Here is a 19,252-nt window from a genome sequence, read left to right as displayed (position 1 = left end):
CGAAGTATTGGGTGAATTAGCTTTTATTAGAACTATTAATAGAAGCTATTGCAAATAACCATTGATAGGAGGGATATCAGGCGGAATGTCCGTTTCTCCTAATGCTTCTCTTAGATTAATCTCGATAGTGCGTGACAAGGCAATCAAAGGTAACTGGTTAGCCGCCAAGCCAAAAGGCTCTTCTAACTCTTCACTCAGCGCGTCCAGACCAAAAAAAGTATAAGCAATCACGGCACAAATCAACGGGGTCGCCCAACCGAGCGAGGCTACTAGTCCAAAGGGTAACATAATGCAGTATAGGTAGGTCGTGCGATGTACCAGCAGCATATAAGCAAATGGCAGCGGGGTGTTGTGAATACGCTCGCAAGCTGCCAGTACAATCGTCATCGAGGTCAGGCGCTCGTCCATGTTCTGTATGACTTGCTCCGATACCAGTCCCTGACGCCGAATATCGCCAAGCTGCTTACCCATCAGGCGCATTATATAGTCAGGGGCGCTTTTCGCTTGGTGCATATGGTCATGATGCGTCGATGCGACAAAAGGCTCAATATCCGCCCATGGTTCAGTACCACGCAATCGATGACGCACAGCATGGGCAAAAGCAATGGTAAGATATATCATCGTTCGCTGAGTATTGCGTGCAGTCTCGTTGCTATTCTCGCCACCTTCTATGGCAGTCGTATTGTCCTCATCTATAAAGGACAGCACTTGGCGAGCTAAGCTACGAGAATCATAGACCAGCTGACCCCATAGCGTCCGCGCTTCCCACCAACGCTGATAGCTGGCATTGTTCCGAAACCCAAGGAACAACGATAGTGCAATACCTATCAAGGTAAAGGTCGCCGTACCATAATAAGGGAACGAGTTAGGGTACCAGTGCTGGATAACCGTTATCAGCGTGCTAAGTAAAGTGGTCAGTAAAATCTGCGGATAGATCTTGGGAACAATAGAGCCGCGTAGGGTAAAAAATATTTTGAGTGCGTTTGGGGTTTGGCGGACAATCATGTCGGCGTCCTAGCGGTGGGTTTTGTGGTCACACTAACAGCATTAGCATCACTATTGACTTCAATAGCCATCGGGTCAACCTCAAACGTAGCAACCTGTGTGAACAGTTGATAACGCTGTAGTGGATTCGTTAAACACAAAAAAGCCGAGATAAACTCGGCTTTTTTGTGTCGCTGGCTTGAGTATTAGTCGTTCTCTAAGAACGAACGCAGATGCTCAGAGCGCGATGGATGACGCAGTTTACGTAGAGCCTTTGCTTCAATCTGACGAATACGCTCACGCGTGACGTCGAACTGCTTACCGACTTCTTCTAACGTATGATCCGTTGGCATATCGATACCGAAACGCATCTTGAGCACGCGCGCTTCACGTTCAGTTAGGTTGCCGAGTACATCACGAGTGGCTTCTTGTAGTCCAGCAGACGTCGCATCGTCGACAGGGCTTGAGATCGTACCATCTTCGATGAAGTCACCTAGATGTGAATCTTCATCATCACCGATAGGCGTCTCCATGGAAATAGGCTCTTTAGCGATCTTGAGCACCTTACGGACTTTGACTTCGTCCATCTCTAGACGTTCGCCTAATTCCTCAGGTGTTGGCTCGCGTCCCATTTCCTGTAGCAGCTGACGTGAGACACGATTGATCTTATTGATGGTCTCAATCATATGTACCGGAATACGAATGGTACGCGCTTGGTCAGCAATAGAGCGGGTGATTGCCTGACGAATCCACCACGTAGCATAGGTTGAGAACTTGTAACCACGGCGATATTCAAACTTATCAACGGCTTTCATCAGACCGATATTACCTTCTTGGATCAGATCCAAGAACTGTAGACCACGGTTGGTGTATTTTTTCGCAATAGAGATAACCAGACGTAGGTTGGCTTCGACCATCTCTTTCTTAGCACGGCGAGCTTTTGCTTCACCAACAGCCATACGGCGTGCCACGTCTTTCATATCGTGGATTTTCATATCGAGCTGCTGCTCGTAGTCACGGATACGACGTTGTAATAAGATGACGTCATCAGTGACTTTTTCTAGCGTACCAGCAAATGCAGGCTTACCTTTGATACGCTCAATGAGCCAATCAACGTTGGTTTCATTGCTTGGGAAAGTCTTGCGGAATTCTTCGCGCGGCATACGACCACGGCGAATTACCAGACGCATGATCTGACGCTCTTGCTTACGCACATCGTCATAGACATCATGCATAATTGCCATGACTTGATCTGATAGGCGGTTGTTTAGCTTTAGCATCATAAAGCGTTCAGCAAGTAGGGCATACGCAGTATCTGCCTGTACGCTACCACGACCATAATCTAGCAAGGCTTGCTTGGCTTTGATGAATAGATGCTCGATCTCTTCTAGACGTAGACGTACTTCTTCTGGATCAAGACCGCTGGTTTCTTCTTCAGCTTCTTCTTCAACGTCGTCTTCATCTTCGTCTTCATCATCAAGGTCTTCAGCTTTGGCATTGACCTTGGCTTTGATAACTGGTGGGTTTTCTTTTTCTTCTTTGATGCGCTCACGCTCTTCTTTCGCCGCTTCTTTTGCTTCTTGAGCAGCGATTTTGTCTTCTTCAGTTTCAGGATCTAAGAAACCAGTGATGACATCAGACAGCTTTTTTTCGCCGTCTTGTACTTTTTGATATTCATCAAGGACGAACTGTACGGTACCCGGCCAGTAAGACATGGCATGCTGCACGTCACGAATACCTTCTTCGATACGTTTAGCAATAGAGATCTCGCCCTCACGGGTCAGTAGATCAACGGTACCCATCTCACGCATATACATACGGACAGGGTCAGTGGTACGGCCAGGCTCGGTCTCAACAGAGGCGAGTACCGCTGCTGCTTCATCTGCTGCCATGTCATCGTCACTTGAATCATCATTCATCAAGATGTCATCGGCATCAGGAGCAGACTCAAAGATTTTGATACCAACATCGGTTAGCATCTGCACAATATCTTCGATCTGATCGCTTTCGGTAATAGAGTCGGGCAGCTGGTCATTCACCTCAGCATAGGTAAGATACCCTTGCTCTTTGCCCATTTGGATTAAGGTGGCCAGTTGAGATGTGGACTTAGAAACTGACTTATCGTTCATAAATACTCGCTTACTTGCATCGGACATTTTTATATTGTGACACGCTATCGCTCGCTCTTTGCGTTGATCTTATCAGTCGATTGATCAAAATATGGCGTAGAGGTTGTCAATAATATCAAAAATGAGTTGATATGAATAAAGGCTCAAAACACTACAATAACAATGCTAAAAAAATAACTATGCTAAAAAACAGCTAAAAATTAGAAAAGCTAAAAAACTTCAATACAGTACCTAAAAGAATATAGTACTCAAAATACAGTACTTAAAAATAGTATCTAAAAGCGGATACGTAAAAATAATACCTAAAATTTGTGCTTAACGATGCATGCTCGCAATCATTCACCAAGCAGTGCTGTCAATATACAGCGACACAGTTTAACACAGACCGCAGCTCTCAAGCACGAGCTAGTGATAGCTACTAGCTATTTTTACTGATTATTTATTATCAGTTGAATGATATAGGAGCTGCTCATGCTACTGGGCATAATCATTAGTAGTGGGGGCAGTAACTAAACTTTTAAAGGGTCGACATTTGAAATTGAGCATTAAGACTGGACAGTGACCATCTGTGATGAGCGTTCGGCATGTTGCGCGCGCAGCCAATTACTCAAATGCTGGGCTTGCATACGTACGATTGCTTGTTTGATATGATCAGGGTTTTTTATCAGCTCTTGCATTTTTTTCTTTATATTACGCTCAAGTAGTGAGCTTACCAGCTCTTCAATCAAATCATCAAGACTGAGGACGTTCCTTGCGGTTAGCGCTCTATAAAACCCGCCCCAACTACCGCTCAATGTCACTTGATTGGTATGCTCAAGGTTAGATAATACAAAGTGTGCCGCCGCATTGGCGTCTGTTGGTAAGTGCGTGATACAACGCTTGATGGTCGTGACGACATTCAATAGCGCAGCATCTTGTAAGTCTTCCCATGCGATAGCGCGCAATGCATCGCTTGCGGCCTTTTTTTGTATGTGGGCTGGTAGTTTTAATCTTGTAAGACCAGACTGTTGCCATATTGACTCAATAGGATCATCGACTAACGCGCGTGGCTGAAACAAAAAACAAAGCTGCAGTTGCTGACTGATGGTCATGTCACCATCAAAATCTAGCAGCGCATCTTTGGCCTCGACATTTTGACTGCGCTTGCCGCCAAGCTTTTGATACACATCATTGTTGAGCAAATAGCGAAAGCTACTGCCTTTAGGTAAGGCGGTGGTCAGCGAGCGTACTTGCGACATGAGTTTGGCTTTGCCTTCAGCCAGACTCATGTCATAGCGCTCACTCAAATAGGCAAAAATATACTGTGATAGCGGCATGGCATTATTGATTTGCTCACGCATGGCATCGCTGCCCTGACTTTTGATAAACGTATCAGGATCATGATTGTTAGGCAGGGTCAAAAACCGTAGCTCTTTGTCATCGGCCAATACAGGCAGAGCAACTTCAAGCGTACGCCAAGCCGCTTTTTGTCCGGCACTATCGCCATCAAAGCTCAAGGTAAGCGTTGGGTTTAGAGTCAATAAACGTGATATCTGGCTTTCATTGATGGCCGTACCCATTGACGCAATAGCACCATAGATACCGGCTTGGTACAGTGCAATCACATCCATATAGCCTTCGACCACCAGCCAGTCGTTGGCACGCTGCTGGCGCGATTCGTAATAGCCATAGAGTACGTGCTGCTTGTGAAAGACAGGCGAGTCTGAGGAGTTGATATATTTGGGCTTTACCTCGTCATCGAGCGCGCGACCACCAAAACCAATAGTACGACCTTGGTTATCACGAATAGGAAAAATAACCCGATCGCGCAGCAGATCATAGTCGCGGCCAGATTCTGACTGGCGCACTAGTCCCAAGGCTTTGAGTCCTTCAATATCTTGTGGAAACTGGTGCTCAAGATGTTGCCACCCAAATGGCGCGTAACCTAAACCAAAAGTCTCAAAAGTCTCTTCAGTGAGTCCACGAGACAAAAAGTACTGCTTGGCATGAGGGTGAGTGGTTAGGTTGTGCTGATAAAACTGCTGAATTTGCTCTAGCAGCTCGTATAAATTGCCATCTTGGTCAGTCGTCTCAATACTAGCTATGCCTGCATCGGTGTCCGTCAGCCATGCTGGCGGGTAGCCATCGTCCTGTGAATAATCGGACGGATATGAGTCCGCTGCGTATGGCACTGAATCGTAAGCATCTATCAGCGGGAAATTATCGTAGCCCTGAGCATCTGGATAACTGGGCTGATCCATGTAGCTTTGGTCGCGGTTATCTGCATGGCTCTGATCTGCGTGACTAGGATCTGCATGACTAGGATCTGCATGACTAGGATCTGTATGAGCCTGTTTTATATTGCTCTTGCTTGAGTCGCTAGCATTTGGATGGCTTTGATTGACAGCTCGATCTACGGCTACATTAGAACGGTTTGGTGCCTGCGGCGGAGGCACAGGTTTGGGTGCGCGGCGCTGGTAGCTGACGTTTTGTTGTTCTTCTTTTGGTACTTCGATACCTGTTTGTTTGGACAGCTCATTGACCGCTTCGATGAAGGTCAAGCTTTCATAATCACGCAAAAAACTGATGGCATTGCCACCAACACTACAGCCAAAACAATGGTAGATGTTTTTTTGTGGATTGACATAAAATGAGGGTGATTTTTCACCATGAAAGGGGCAACAGCCTTTATATTCACTACCAGCACGTTTGAGCGTGGTATGTCGACCAATAATGCTGATCAGGTCAGCTTGGCTATTTAATTGTTCAAGAATATGGTTAGGGATGCTCATACAAAAAACAGTTTACCATAGGTCAATTATATTGGGGCAGAGCGAATAGCATACCACTAGGAAAATAAGGCCAACATAGTGTTGACCTTATTATTAATCATATAGAGGATGGCGACTTAACCCAGTCACTGAATGGGATTATTCGTCGTCCATATCTGATGGGGTCAGTAGTATGCTATTGCTACTATCATCTAGGGTGGTGCGGCGTGTTGGGTTGATGTTTTGTGGATCAACGTTGGCTTCTCTCGCCGTAGAGCCAGTGCTTGATTGACTGGTAACGCGTTCAGCCGATGCTTCTGGCAGACCTAGTCCAACATTGATACCGTTGTTGCCTGAGGCCGTCGTAGTGTTGGCAGTGGCTGCACGAGCAGCGCTTATGCCATTATCACTTGGTAGTCTGAGCTGATTGGCATTGCGAATCATTTGGGTCTTGGTCGCGCCATTATATTCGCCAGTTGCCACTGAGTTGTCAGTTGTGTTTGAGCGACCAAGCTTACCAAAAGTCACTTTGTTGAGCCAAGAGCGATCACGTTTGGTGCTTAGCTTCACACTGCCGTTGCTGGTCAACATATCTGGATAGTTGATTTGCAAGAGGGTTTTGTACTCGTCTGCCAAATCTGTTAGACCAAGCTTGTCGTGGCTATAGGCTAAGACGGCTAGCGCATCTGGAATCGATTCGCTGAGCGGGTAGTACTGGAACACCCATTTGGCGCGGTTGACAGCAGCCACATAAGCTTCACGCTCAATATACCAGTTGGCTGCGCTCATCTCGCTCTCAGCAAACTGGTTATAGATAAAGGTCATACGCTGAGCGGCATCTGGTGCGTAAGGGCTGTTTGGATACTTGTTGATAAGCTCTTGGAAGTTGGCAAAAGCAATACGCAAATACGCAGTATCACGCTCTGCTTGGTTGAGTTTGAATAGCTTTAAGCTCTCAGATGAGCCTTCCATATTGGCAACGCCACGTACATAGTAAGCATAGCTGACTTGCGGGTTAGACGGATATAGACGGATGAATTGCTCAGCACTTGCCGCTGCCATCTCGTATTTATCAGCCTCATACTGTGCGTACATCATGTCGAGCAATGCTTGCTCAGCATATTGTCCAGTTGGATAAAAAGTACGCAAATTGGTCAATTCTTCAATACCTTGGAGATAACGACCTTTGTCGATTTGAGCAACGGCATCGCTATAGTAACCTTGCTCTGATTTTTCTGCAGTTTCTACCGCATCGACGTCTTTGGCACCCGTTAGGTTTTTGAAAGTTTGGCAACCCACTAGATTGACGCTAAGCGCAAGTAAGGTTATTGAGGACAGCTTGATAAACGTATTGCCAACAGCTTGCATACTTCTTCTCCGACACAAGACGCATAATAGCAGCAGCGCTATCATGCTATATAAAAGGTTAGTGATAAAAACAATTCACGAATAATAAGGTTTTTATCGAATGCAGTTTTTGTTATGACGTATTTTACTCATAGAACTGATTAAGCTATGAAAAATTTATAAATGTTCAGCCGCGCATGCGTGTTTTATCACAGTCAAACGATATAGAGAGCAAACGTTGTCGATAGAATACAACGGCACTCAAATACGGCATGTCAACAGGGCATTCAAATACAAAGCATTCAAATATAGTGCAATAGCATACAGCAAAACATGGCTACACTTTATAGAATAACGTCAGCTTCGTCTATTTTTTCGCCACAGGTATTTTACAGGCAGTTTAACATGAGCGGCTATCACGAGCGATATCGAATATCACTGGCTGGAACAAATATACAGTAAATTACAGCAATGTTATGTTCCAGAGAGCTAAGGGGTAAATGTTAAACGCTCAAAATCGATAGATACCAGCCACTTTTATAGGGCTTGGGCGCGTGACATGGTACACTATGGCGATATTGTTTCCGATTTTTTGAGTCCTGATTGCTTTTGTTCGGCAGCTAAAGGTCAAAAAACGCCAGCTTTTTATAATTTTTTTTATTACTTTTTTTAAGGCTGCCTTATCACTATCTGTTAAGGGTCTTGATATGTATAAATTCGCTATGAACAATAACGCCATGACTACCCATTTATCACAGAATCAATCGTCAAAGACTGATTCATCAGCACAAGAGCCACCAATGCCAAATAACGTTTTAAATAATGAAGAGCTACCTGATAATCAGACAATGATTGATGAAGCACATGATGAAGTACTGGATAACGACGATATGCTCATCGACGATGATGGTGTTGAAGAGCATGGCATTGATGATGGCGATGCAGATGATATAGATGATAGCGACGATGATGAAGCGCCAGTAGCAGGTCAAGCGGTGCCAGTAGTCGTAGATATGACACACATCGTCACAGAAGAAGAGTCTGGTTTGCGCATTGATAAAGTCGCCTCGCAAGTATTTTCAGACTTTTCACGGGTGCAGTTACAAGGATGGATAACTGACGGCAGCTTGCTATACAACGGCAAGGTACAAAAGCCAAAGGTCCGTGTAAAAGCAGATGACGTGCTGCATCTATCAACGACGCTGCAGCAGCATAGCGAAGATCAGCCAGAAGATATTGATATCAATGTGGTCTACGAAGATGATGAGGTGCTGGTGATCGATAAGCCTGTCGGCATGGTGGTTCATCCTGGGGCTGGCAATCAAACTGGCACTTTAGTCAATGCCTTGCTATACCATTATCCGCAGCAGCACCATCTACCGCGTGCTGGTCTGGTACACCGTATTGACAAGGACACCTCTGGGCTGCTGCTTATTGGTAAGACCAAACCTGCTCAAATGGCACTCATGGAGCAGCTAAAAGACAAGTCTGTTTATCGTCACTATAAGTGTGTGGTAGCAGGTGACCAAGCAAGTTTGCTGCGTCATCGCCGTATTGATGCACCGATTGGACGCCATCGTACGCAGCGTACCAAAATGACAGTCATGACAGCAGGCCGTGAAGCGGTGACGCATTTACTGAAAGTGACGCCCCTTAATGACAACTACTGCCTGCTAGATGTGGGGCTTGAGACGGGTCGTACACATCAGATTCGTGTACATTTGAGTCATGTGACTTATCCGCTAGTAGGAGACCGTGTTTATGGTGGACGTCGTCAATTGCGTGCAGGATTGTCCGAAGCACAGCGTCAAGCCATTAATAATTTCCCGCGCCAAGCACTGCATGCTTATACTTTAGGTTTTGTTCATCCGGCGACTGGTGAAGACATCGAAGTTACTACGCCGCTGCCAGAGGACATGCAAAAACTAATAGCCGTATTAAGTGATGGTTATGATGAAGAGTAAAACCTGCTGAAACAAAGCTACGGAAACAATGCTGCGGTTGAGTCATTGCTGTACACAGGTATGACACCTATCTAGTCTACGGCAGTGATACAACCAACCTCATTGTGAGGTAATCGGTGGATAAAGGGGTAGAGCAGTCATGATAAATAAGCTTCCGACAACAAATAACTTTCCAATGAAAGTGCTTGCGCAAATGGACGAAGTGGCTGTTTTTCAGACGGCTGCGTATGATGATATGGATGACTCTGTTACCAAAAACCAGCGTATGGGGTATGAGGGTCAGTCAAATTATGGTGAGCTGAATCTAGGTCTTCACGTCAATGATAATGCACTGCAAGTATTAGATAACCGTATGAGTCTATTAGCTGCTATCAATGAGCAGCTGGCAAGTGAGTCATCGACAGATGGGCAGTATGGCAGTATCAATAGTATACATTGGGTCAGTCAAGTCCATGGTAAGCAAATCCATGATATTGATGCGACGATGTTAAGTATGGCGCCACTGGCTGCGGATGCCATGGTGAGTCAACAACGTGGGCGCGGACTAGCGATCATGACGGCAGACTGTGTGCCGATTGTCTTATACCAGCCTACCAGTGGCAAAATAGCGGCGATCCATGCAGGCTGGCAAGGGCTGGCGTGTGGCGTCATTCAAGAGACGGTACAGCGCTTTATCGATTCAGGGGCTATACAGGCTTGGATAGGGGTCTGTATTAGTCAGGCTAACTACGAAGTAAATACAGACGTTCGCGATAAGCTACTAGCAGGATGCATAGAGCATCAGGCATTATCACAGGAACATATCGATAATTTTGCGACGCTGTTTTCTATCCCATCTATCGATGACAAGGTCAAGCTGGATTTACCGAAGCTTGCTGCCATGCAGTTAGAAGCGGCTGGCGCTACCATTATGAATGATTTGCCGGTTGATTGTAGTTACGCAAATACTCACTATTATTCTTACCGTCGTCAGACACACATGCAGCAGCCGGCAACCGGCCGCATGGCACTGGTCGTTGTGCGCCGTTAGAAGCGCTCTAATTATATACACCACACAGCACGCAATAAAAAACAGCAGAATAATCTGCTGTTTTTTTATTTAAGAACTAAGTTTGTATTAACACAAGATCTGCATTAACAAACAGAATCGCTAGATTTTGGCACTGACAAGCCAAATAAAGGACGTAAATAGAGTGCTAAAAACGTACCTGCCATTGCGAGTATGCCCCAGATATAGCCATGCAAACTAAAAGAAGCGATACCGCCAAAATAAGCGCCAATGTTGCAGCCAAATGCTAAACGTGCGCCATATCCCATCATCAACCCACCAATGACAGACGCTGCAAAATTACCTGTGGTAATCTTGGTAAATTTGAATAAGCCGCCCGCTGCAGAAGCGATAAACGCACCGACGATGATACCGATATTTAGTACCGTGGTCGAATCTGCGAAGATAGAGGCTTCTAGAGCTGCTGCATTAGCACCCTGCCAGTAGCCCCAGCTGGCGACATCCATACCAAAGCCGCTTGCAATTTTAGAACCCCATAATGTAAAGGCAGAGGTGATCCCCCACGGTTGACCACGCGTGAGCAGTGTCAGTCCGTTGAGTAGAGCCAATACGATAGCGGCAGCAAACAGTGGCCAAGAACCGCGAAAGATTCTTCTCCAGCCAGACTCAGAGGGTACGGGCGCCATCTTTGGTGCGTTTCTTTTTTTCTCAACGATCAGAGTCACCCACGCGATGATACCGAATATCGCAAGAGACAATAGCCATGCCCCCGTATAACCGAGATCTGTGGAGGTTGCCAAAGAAAAAGGCGCCGCTGCGGGCATCTCCTCAGTCCAAAACGGCAAATGATAAGCGCCAATCGTCGCGCCTATGATGAAGAAGATAAAGGTGATAAACATCACTGAACGGCCGCCGCCTACCGCATAGAGCGTACCAGAGGCACAGCCTCCACCAAGCTGCATGCCGATACCAAACACGAATGCACCGACGATCAGGCTGACACCTAACGGGGCGACATAACCTGCCACAGGTCCACCGAATAGCGTCGTACCATAAGCAAGTATGGGCGCAAACAAGGTGACGGCAACCGCTAGCATCAGCATATGAGAGCGCATCGCCTGACCATTGCCCACTGCCATGATGCGTCTAAAAGCAGAGGTAAAGCCAAAGCGTGCATGAAAGAGGGTATAGCCCAACAACAGCCCAATGCCAAGTAGCAATGATTGAGAGATATGCTGGGTGGCCAGTAGATACACAAGCACCATTAATCCTACGATACCGCCCCCTATGATCAAGGGTTTTTGCGGGGCATTCAGAGCAAGATCGTCTCTGACAATGGGGTCTTTTGTATCGTTTACAGGTTGAACGAGAGTAGTAGTCAAGGTAATAGCTTCCTTATCCGACAGTTTTATCAGATATCGTTTTTATGAGAATTTCTGTTTTATATGTATGTAGGTCTACAGAGCTGAAAGTGGTCATACGGTCAAATTAAGAGAAGCGCTACATCTTAATCCTATTAATCGTAATGTAAACCTGAAGCGAGTAGAATAATTTGAATTAGCATATAATTATTTGGAATATAGGAGTTAATTGCTGATATTGTTCGAGGTTGATAGTCGTCTATGTAGTTAATAAACATAAGGGTTATCAGCGTATGAAAGCCATTACGTCTATCTAAGGTAAGACTTTAGGCTGTATTGATCATGCATAGCGCATCGTTTGGTAAACCGCGTAGCCTAATAGTTTGATAGGTTAGAATCTAACAAATAACTCAAAAATAAAAATACGTCTGATACAATAGGCTTGAATTCAATGAAGTTCATCGCATATATGATGATACGTGTACGCTGACGTATAAAAATCATGTGCAAGCTTTGTCATTTAGAGATTTTACCATTTAGAAATGTTGTCATCGACGCTTTTGTCCATGAGAATGATTGATTTAGTAATCAATTGCTTAGAGTCGCCTGTCAGCACTTGATTGCTCATTAGTGATAATGATGACGCCTTTACCAATCAAAGCGATGTCACAAGCTACTGACCATCGCTAAGTAGCCGATATTTTATAATCTTTGTTATTCAACCAATTATTTATTATTAGAGTACGTATGAATACACCTGTTAAATCGTCTGAAACATCTACTGATAGCACGCCCAACGTATCAATCGCTGTTATCTTTCATAGTAATTATGGTCATACCAAGCGTGTCGCTGAAGCGATCGTAGAAGGTGCGCATCAGCAATTGCCGCAAGCTCAAGCAAGGGCAGTCGATATTTATGATATTGATTGGGACTATTTAGATCAGGCAGATTTGCTGGTTTTCGGTAGTGCAGTATATATGGGTAGCGTGACCGCTGAATTTAAGACCTTTATGGATGAGACTTCAAAGCGCTGGTACAACCGTAAGTGGGAAGGCAAGTGGGCCGCAGCCTTTGCCAACTCGGGCGGTTTGAGCGGTGATAAGCTTGCTGTACTACAGCAAATTTCGTTATATGCGATGCAGCATGGCATGAACTGGATCGGTCTGCCCTTGATGCCGACAGGTCATGAGTCACATGATTTAAACCGTTTATCTAGCTTTTTGGGTTTGATGACGCAGTCGCTTGATGGTCCACCTGAAGAGACACCAGGAAAAGGGGATATCGACACCGCTATTTGGTTCGGTGATCATTTGGCAAAGACTATTATCAAGCACCAACCAACTGATACTAAAAGCTAGACGAGCGGATAGCTAACAGACTAGTAGAAGAAAAAAGCAGACACCTTATAATGTCTGCTTTTTTTTATGCCAAATTTATCTTGGAGAGAGTTTTTGTACCGAGTCTCTATTGAGCAATTAGCGTAGTAGTAGGGGCAGCGGTCACAGGGATGGGGCTGTCAACAAACTGAAATGCCTGACACCCTGTCAGCATTATCGTCACTACCAACAAATAAATAAAGCTAAATGACTTCATGATCGTATCTCGAGGGCAGTGTTGACCAGTAATATTTTTCTACTACCGATTATCATAAATAATGGCAGTAAAATGTTGGATGTATTTTAGCTATTATATATAAAAACCAGCCAGCTATAAAAGTTTAGACAAGATATATGTGTTTGACCTTGTTTTTCAAAGGATTATTTATTCAATGGCAACCTGCTTTATTGATCACTCTGCTCGGTCTGTTGCCTATATGGCTAAAGCGAATGCATAGTGGCAATATATTTGCTACTACACATATCAATCAGAGCCATTGAGCATCCGTCTATATAACAACTATTCGGTAGTATTGGTAGGCATCCTAATGGGTTGTATTGTAAATAAGAATAGTGATAATATGTTGAAAGCTGACCAAATAGTCAGGTATCTTATGTCTTTAAAATTATATCTCTAGCATTAGTTTCTAAACTGTTTGTGAATTTCTAACGAAACTGCCTGATGATTGCTGATATTTTTTATCCGTTTATTTACTATAAAAGTGTACTGTCGTCAATGTATTGGTATCTTGCAAGTGTGCCACAGAGCAGTCAATAAATTAAAGGCTGTAGCACCCATAAATGATACGAAAACAGTTGCAATACGATACAAGTCGGATGCTTAAGCTGAGTGTTTGAGCCGTCAAATTCCTTATTTTTATCTTCATTATTTTAGCCGAGCCTTGCTATGATTAGTTTTTATCTCAATGGAAAAATCCAAGAGCTAACCCAGCTTAACCCCAATACGACGGTGCTTGAGTATCTACGATTGTATGAAGGCCAAATGGACACAAAAGAAGGCTGCGGTAGTGGTGACTGCGGTGCCTGTACGGTGATGGTTCAGCGTCTACCCACAACCAACCAGCAGTCGTCTGATGTCGAAAACGGCGGTAATGAAAGCATTACGTCGCCGTTCTATACTATCAATGCCTGTATCACGCTAGTCTCGCTCATGGATGGTCATCATGTAATGACAGCGGCTTACTTAGCAGACAATCCTGAGCATCACCCCGATCGTGCCTTGTTGCATCCCGCCCAGCAAGCAATGGTCGAGTGTCATGGATCGCAGTGTGGTTTTTGTACCCCTGGGTTTGTGATGTCGCTGGCTTGTGTCTACGAAAACAAGCGTTTGCAAACCAATCAGAATGACAGTGAACAAAGTGATGCCAAGCCATTGAGCTATGATGAGGTCGTCGCGTCGATATCTGGCAACCTATGTCGCTGTACGGGTTATCGTCCGATTATTGAAGCGGGTCTACTGATGGGTGATATCGGTCAGCAAAGACAGGTAGAGCAGTCAGCGGTGAAAGATCTGACGGTCAGTTTGGCGACAGATGCCATGAGTAGTACAAAACAATCAGCAGCCTCTCATACTGCCTTAACTGAAGTTGAACCAGATAATACAGCGCAAAAAAATACTGAAGCTGCATTGACTGATGCTGAGCGACAGTTGTATATGCCTAAAACAGTAGATGAGCTTAATCAAGTATTGGCAGCCAATCCGCAGGCAACGATTTGGGCAGGTGGCACGGATTTAGGCCTGAGCGTAACCCAGCATCTAATCGATCATGACGTCATTATTCAGCTCTCAGGTGTTGAGGCACTAAAGTCATGGTCGCTACTTGACGCAAAACCTGACTCAAATAGTGATAAGTCGGATAGCGAAAAGCTGGTAGCTCAGTCACTAGTGCTAGGTGCTGGCATGAGCTATCAACAGATGCTGCCTGTGCTTGAGCAACACTTCCCAACCTTTGCGCAAGTGTTTGAGCGTATTGCCTCTCCGCAAATTCGTAATATGGGCACCATTGGGGGCAATATAGCCAACGCGTCGCCGATTGGTGATCTGCCACCGATTCTATTGGCACTGGACGCTTCTATTCATTTGCGTCACTGTGCGACTAATACTGAAGCGTCAAGCGGCTCGTCTCATACGGATGAAATCATACCGTTATCAGAATTTTTCTTAGATTATAAAAAGACCAGGCTACAAGCAGGTAGCTACGTCGTCGCTATTCATATTCCTTTGCTACAAGACAATCAGCACTTATTTATCCATAAGATTAGCAAACGCTACGAAGATGATATCTCAGCGTGCTTGCTTGCGGCGCGACTGGACGTGTCAGCAGATGGTGCAATCATTGAGAGTGCTAAGCTAGGCCTTGGTGGTATGGCAGCGATACCATTATTAGCGACCAAGTGCCAGCAAGCACTTATGGGACAAGCTACTGAAGTGGCAAGTTTTGAGAAGGCAGCCCAACGCTTATCTGCTGATGTGACACCAATGACTGATGTCAGAGCCAGCCGTGAATACCGCATGCATGTGGTACAGCGTCTATTGGTGAAGTGCGGTAAGCAGTTGGCAGCAGCTATGCAGACTGAGAGTGCCTAATCGTCATCATTGTCAAAAATTAAAAACAGCATCAATAAAAGCGTATTAATAGAAGAGACTTGCCATGAGCCATCATTCGTCCTTATTCGACAGTTATAGTATCCGCCGTGTGCGTCCGCCAAAAAACAAAATTGGCACCTCTGCCAAGCATGATAGTGCGATCAGTCATGTCATGGGGACGGCAACCTATGTGGATGATATTGCAAAACCACAAGGTACGCTACATTTAGCAGTTGGCAAGAGCAGCCATGCTCATGCACGTGTCCTGAGTATGGATTTGAGCGCTGTTAGAGAGGCTGATGGGGTTATAGATGTTTTAAGTTTCCAGGATTTGCCGGCGCAAACGGATATCGGTGCGGTGTTCGATGGCGAGCCGCTGATGGTAGATGACATTACAGAATATGTCGGTCAGACGCTATTTGTAGTGGTGGCGAGCAGTCACCGCGCTGCCAAAAAAGCGGCTACCAAAGCCATTGTCGAGTATGAGCCGTTGCCTGCGGTGCTGAGTATTGATAAAGCGCTAGAGCAAGAGTTTTTTGTGCGTCCAAGTCATTTTATGAAGCGCGGCGATGCAGCGACGGCGCTTGAGAACGCGCCAGTTCGTATCGAAGGTCATATTCATATGCGCGGGCAAGAGCACTTTTATCTTGAAGGGCAAGTGTCTTACGTGGTGCCGTGTGATGATGGCGGGCTAGAAGTATACACGTCGTCACAGCATCCAAGTGAAGTGCAGCAACTGGTCGCTGAAGTAACAGACTTGCCATTTCATGCGGTAAACACAGTCGTGCGCCGTATGGGCGGCGGTTTTGGCGGTAAAGAAACGCAAGCCGCGGCATGGGCTTGTCTGTGCGGTATCATTGCCAAGCGGCACAATGTCCCTGTCAGTATGCGTCTAGACCGTCAAGACGACATGGTTGTGACAGGTAAGCGTCATGAGTTTGCCAACCGTTATGAGGTTGGCTTGGATGAGTCAGGTCGTATATTAGGCGTCGACATGCAGTTGGCTGGTCTCTGCGGTTATGCGCCAGATCTGTCCGATGCCATTGTCGATAGAGCGATGTTCCATTGTGATAATGCCTATTATTATCCAGCGGCTCATGTGGCAGGTCATCGCTGCAAGACCCATACGGTATCTAATACAGCCTATCGCGGGTTTGGTGGACCACAAGGGCTGATGACGGCTGAATATATGATGGATCATATTGCCTATACCTTGGGTCAAGATCCACTGCAAGTGCGCCTAGCTAATCTATATCAAGATGGTCAAAGTACGCATTATGGTCAGACCATTGAGCATTTCGATTTGGCGACCATCATGAGCACACTGGCAGAAGATTGCGATTATGACAATCGCCGTCAGCAAATCATACAAGCCAATCAAAAAGCTGCTGCTGAAGGCAGTGACAAGCGTTTAGGCATCGCACTAACGCCCGTCAAATTCGGCATTTCATTTACCGTGCAGACACTCAATCAGGCAGGTGCGCTGGTACATATTTATACCGATGGCAGTATCCATCTCAATCACGGTGGTACAGAGATGGGGCAAGGGTTATATATCAAAATCGCCCAGATCGTCGCTAATGAGTTTGATGTGGATCTGGATACGGTAAAAGTATCGGCAACGCGTACAGATAAAGTACCTAACACCTCGCCAACGGCAGCCTCATCAGGTACTGATATCAATGGTAAAGCGGCGCAAAATGCTTGCTTGAGCATCAAAGCGCGCATCGTTGAGTTTGCAGCTGAGCATTTTGAGGTGGCACAAGAAGACATACGTTTTGAAAATAACCATGTCTATATTGGTGATAAAGAAACGCTAACTTTTGCTGAAATGATTCAGCTGTCGTATCAGAATCGCATCAGCCTATCGTCTACTGGCTACTACAAAACGCCAAAGATATTTTATGATCGTTCTAAAGCATGGGGGCGTCCGTTCTTTTATTTTGCGCTAGGTGCCGCCTGCGCTGAGGTTGAGATTGACACCCTGACAGGAGAGTACAAAGTGCTGCGCTGTGACGTGCTACACGATGCAGGACAGTCGATTAACCCTTCCATTGATATCGGTCAAATTGAAGGCGGTTTTGTGCAAGGCATGGGTTGGCTCACAGCAGAAGAGCTAATCTGGAATGATAAAGGAAAACTCGCATCTGACAGTCCTGCCAACTATAAAATTCCAACTGCGCATGACGTGCCTAAACAGTGGAATGTCAAATTATACGACCGCAAAAACGAAGAACAAACTATCTATAACTCTAAAGCCGTTGGTGAGCCGCCGTTTATGTTAGCAGCCAGTGTCTGGTGCGCACTCAACAATGCCGTCGCAAGTCTCGGTGATTATAAAAAGAATCCAGAACTGACCATGCCTGCAACGCCAGAAGCGGTACTAAAGGCAGTGATGCGTATGGAAGGTGCCTCATGGGAGCTAGAGACCAAAGTGGACAAGGATACGATGGATAGCCTTGTCAAAGGCGTAGAAGAAAATGGCGACCTTTATAACGACAAGGTCATGCCGCAAGATGTGCGCCATGCAAAAGATATCGATCCAAAAGAGGTAACAGGCAAACAGACCGATGAGCAGCCAGAAGCGATAGAGCATCCGAATGTCGCAGGGGCGAGAGGTCCTGCGCACAGTGAGTGAGTCATTAGCACCGCCAGTGATCTGGTATGAAGGTCTGGCACGATATCAGCAGCAAGGTACCGCTCATGTGTTGGCGACGGTTGTGGCTGTGAATGGCTCGGCTCCGCGTGCGCTACAGGCCAAAATGATCGTCACGCAGGATGGCATCGTAGATACGCTGGGCGGCGGCGGTCTCGAGCACGATGTGATTACTACTGCTCGTCAGCTACTGAACGGTGAGATTTCAGCAACGGTATCAAAGGAAGTCAAACCAAAAGTTTCTGAAACTGACAGTGAAAGCGCGCTAAATCCTTCTAAAGCGGTGCGCCGAGACGCGGTTTATACCAAACATTACCCGTTGGGTGCGAAATTGGCACAGTGTTGCGGCGGTAGCGTCACCGTTATGTTTGAATGCTTTAATGTGATACCGCCGATGTCATTACTGGTATTTGGGGCAGGACATGTGGCCTCAGCACTCATGACCATCCTTGCTGAATTGCCATGTCAGGTAGATTGGGTGGACAGTCGCCCAGAGATGTTTGAGCGTTACTTAAGTAATAAGCCAAATACTGATAAAGCAGATCAGACAGACTGTAACCGCCACACTTCAATATCACATAACGATGCTGAAGCACGACCATTAGCATCAAACAAAACAGCATCAACCCAACCAACCTCTTACAAATTACCAGCGCATATCCGTCCGCATATCGATGACGATCCTGTCGATTTTGTGCGTCCATTTATAGAGCAGGGCGGTCAGCGTTTTATTTTGGTTATGACGCATGACCATAGTGTTGATTTTGAGCTGGTGCGAGCAGCATTAGATACTATTTCTGATAGCAGCCCAGATGATGATAAGCGCTCAGATATCCCAGTACCTTATATCGGCTGCATTGCTTCGGCCACCAAAGCCAAACGTTTTAGAGACCGTTTGATTCAGCGCGGTTATAGTGAGTCATTAGTAAATCAGCTCGTCATGCCCATTGGACTATCAATCGGCGGCAAAGAGCCAATGGCAGTAGCAGTCTCTATCGTGGCACAGTTGCTACAGCGTTATCATCAGGCTGCTCTTTGAAGGAACTAATTACCTCATAAAACCGTGT

Annotated in this window: 11 protein-coding genes; 6 read left to right on the top strand and 5 right to left on the bottom strand. The window is 45.7% G+C overall.

Features of this window, described 5'->3' with window-relative positions; genetic code table 11:
* Nucleotides 1-45: 45 nt before the first annotated feature.
* The 4 genes from AC5JPO_RS03245 to AC5JPO_RS03230 form a co-directional block, all read right to left on the bottom strand.
* Complete coding sequence (locus AC5JPO_RS03245; protein WP_493853248.1) at nt 46-1,005, bottom strand: bestrophin family protein; 960 nt, start codon at nt 1,003-1,005, stop codon at nt 46-48.
* Between the two features lie 185 nt (nt 1,006-1,190).
* Nucleotides 1,191-3,113, bottom strand: a complete 1,923-nt coding sequence (gene rpoD / locus AC5JPO_RS03240) for an RNA polymerase sigma factor RpoD (RefSeq protein ID WP_493853247.1) — start codon at nt 3,111-3,113, stop codon at nt 1,191-1,193.
* Between the two features lie 545 nt (nt 3,114-3,658).
* Nucleotides 3,659-5,884, bottom strand: a complete 2,226-nt coding sequence (locus AC5JPO_RS03235) for a DNA primase (RefSeq protein ID WP_493853246.1) — start codon at nt 5,882-5,884, stop codon at nt 3,659-3,661.
* A gap of 138 nt (nt 5,885-6,022) precedes the next feature.
* Nucleotides 6,023-7,231, bottom strand: coding sequence for an outer membrane protein assembly factor BamD (locus tag AC5JPO_RS03230; protein ID WP_493853245.1), 1,209 nt, complete (start codon nt 7,229-7,231; stop codon nt 6,023-6,025).
* Between the two features lie 869 nt (nt 7,232-8,100).
* On the opposite strand from AC5JPO_RS03230, the gene AC5JPO_RS03225 reads away from it, so the two are divergent.
* A complete protein-coding gene (locus tag AC5JPO_RS03225) occupies nt 8,101-9,174 on the top strand; it encodes an RluA family pseudouridine synthase (RefSeq protein WP_443524825.1) in 1,074 nt (357 codons plus the stop codon).
* 139 nt (nt 9,175-9,313) lie between these two features.
* The gene (locus tag AC5JPO_RS03220) at nt 9,314-10,204 is read left to right on the top strand and encodes a purine nucleoside phosphorylase YfiH/LACC1 family protein (RefSeq protein WP_493853244.1); all 891 of its coding nucleotides are present in this window, start codon (nt 9,314-9,316) and stop codon (nt 10,202-10,204) included.
* A 104-nt stretch (nt 10,205-10,308) separates the two neighbouring features.
* Here AC5JPO_RS03220 and AC5JPO_RS03215 read toward each other — a convergent pair whose 3' ends face one another.
* On the bottom strand, nt 10,309-11,565 hold the full coding sequence (locus tag AC5JPO_RS03215; protein ID WP_493853243.1) for a YeeE/YedE family protein: 1,257 nt from the start codon (nt 11,563-11,565) through the stop codon (nt 10,309-10,311).
* Nucleotides 11,566-12,291: 726 nt separating this feature from the next.
* Between AC5JPO_RS03215 and AC5JPO_RS03210 the strand changes: the two genes are divergently transcribed.
* The 4 genes from AC5JPO_RS03210 to AC5JPO_RS03195 all read left to right on the top strand — a co-directional run bounded on the left by AC5JPO_RS03210 (nt 12,292) and on the right by AC5JPO_RS03195 (nt 19,224).
* Nucleotides 12,292-12,903: a flavodoxin family protein gene (locus AC5JPO_RS03210; protein ID WP_443524159.1), complete on the top strand. Its 612-nt coding sequence runs from the start codon at nt 12,292-12,294 to the stop codon at nt 12,901-12,903.
* A gap of 925 nt (nt 12,904-13,828) precedes the next feature.
* Complete coding sequence (locus tag AC5JPO_RS03205) at nt 13,829-15,529, top strand: xanthine dehydrogenase small subunit (protein WP_493853242.1); 1,701 nt, start codon at nt 13,829-13,831, stop codon at nt 15,527-15,529.
* A 64-nt stretch (nt 15,530-15,593) separates the two neighbouring features.
* Nucleotides 15,594-18,167, top strand: coding sequence for a xanthine dehydrogenase molybdopterin binding subunit (xdhB, locus tag AC5JPO_RS03200; RefSeq protein ID WP_493853241.1), 2,574 nt, complete (start codon nt 15,594-15,596; stop codon nt 18,165-18,167).
* The gene (locus AC5JPO_RS03195; protein WP_493853240.1) at nt 18,160-19,224 is read left to right on the top strand and encodes an XdhC family protein; all 1,065 of its coding nucleotides are present in this window, start codon (nt 18,160-18,162) and stop codon (nt 19,222-19,224) included. The genes xdhB and AC5JPO_RS03195 overlap by 8 nt, the downstream gene beginning before the upstream one ends.
* Nucleotides 19,225-19,252: the final 28 nt, after the last annotated feature.

The organism is Psychrobacter sp. H25 (assembly GCF_059076335.1).
The sequence above is the reverse complement of the archived record's forward strand: the minus strand, read 5'-3'. Positions and strand labels throughout refer to the sequence as shown.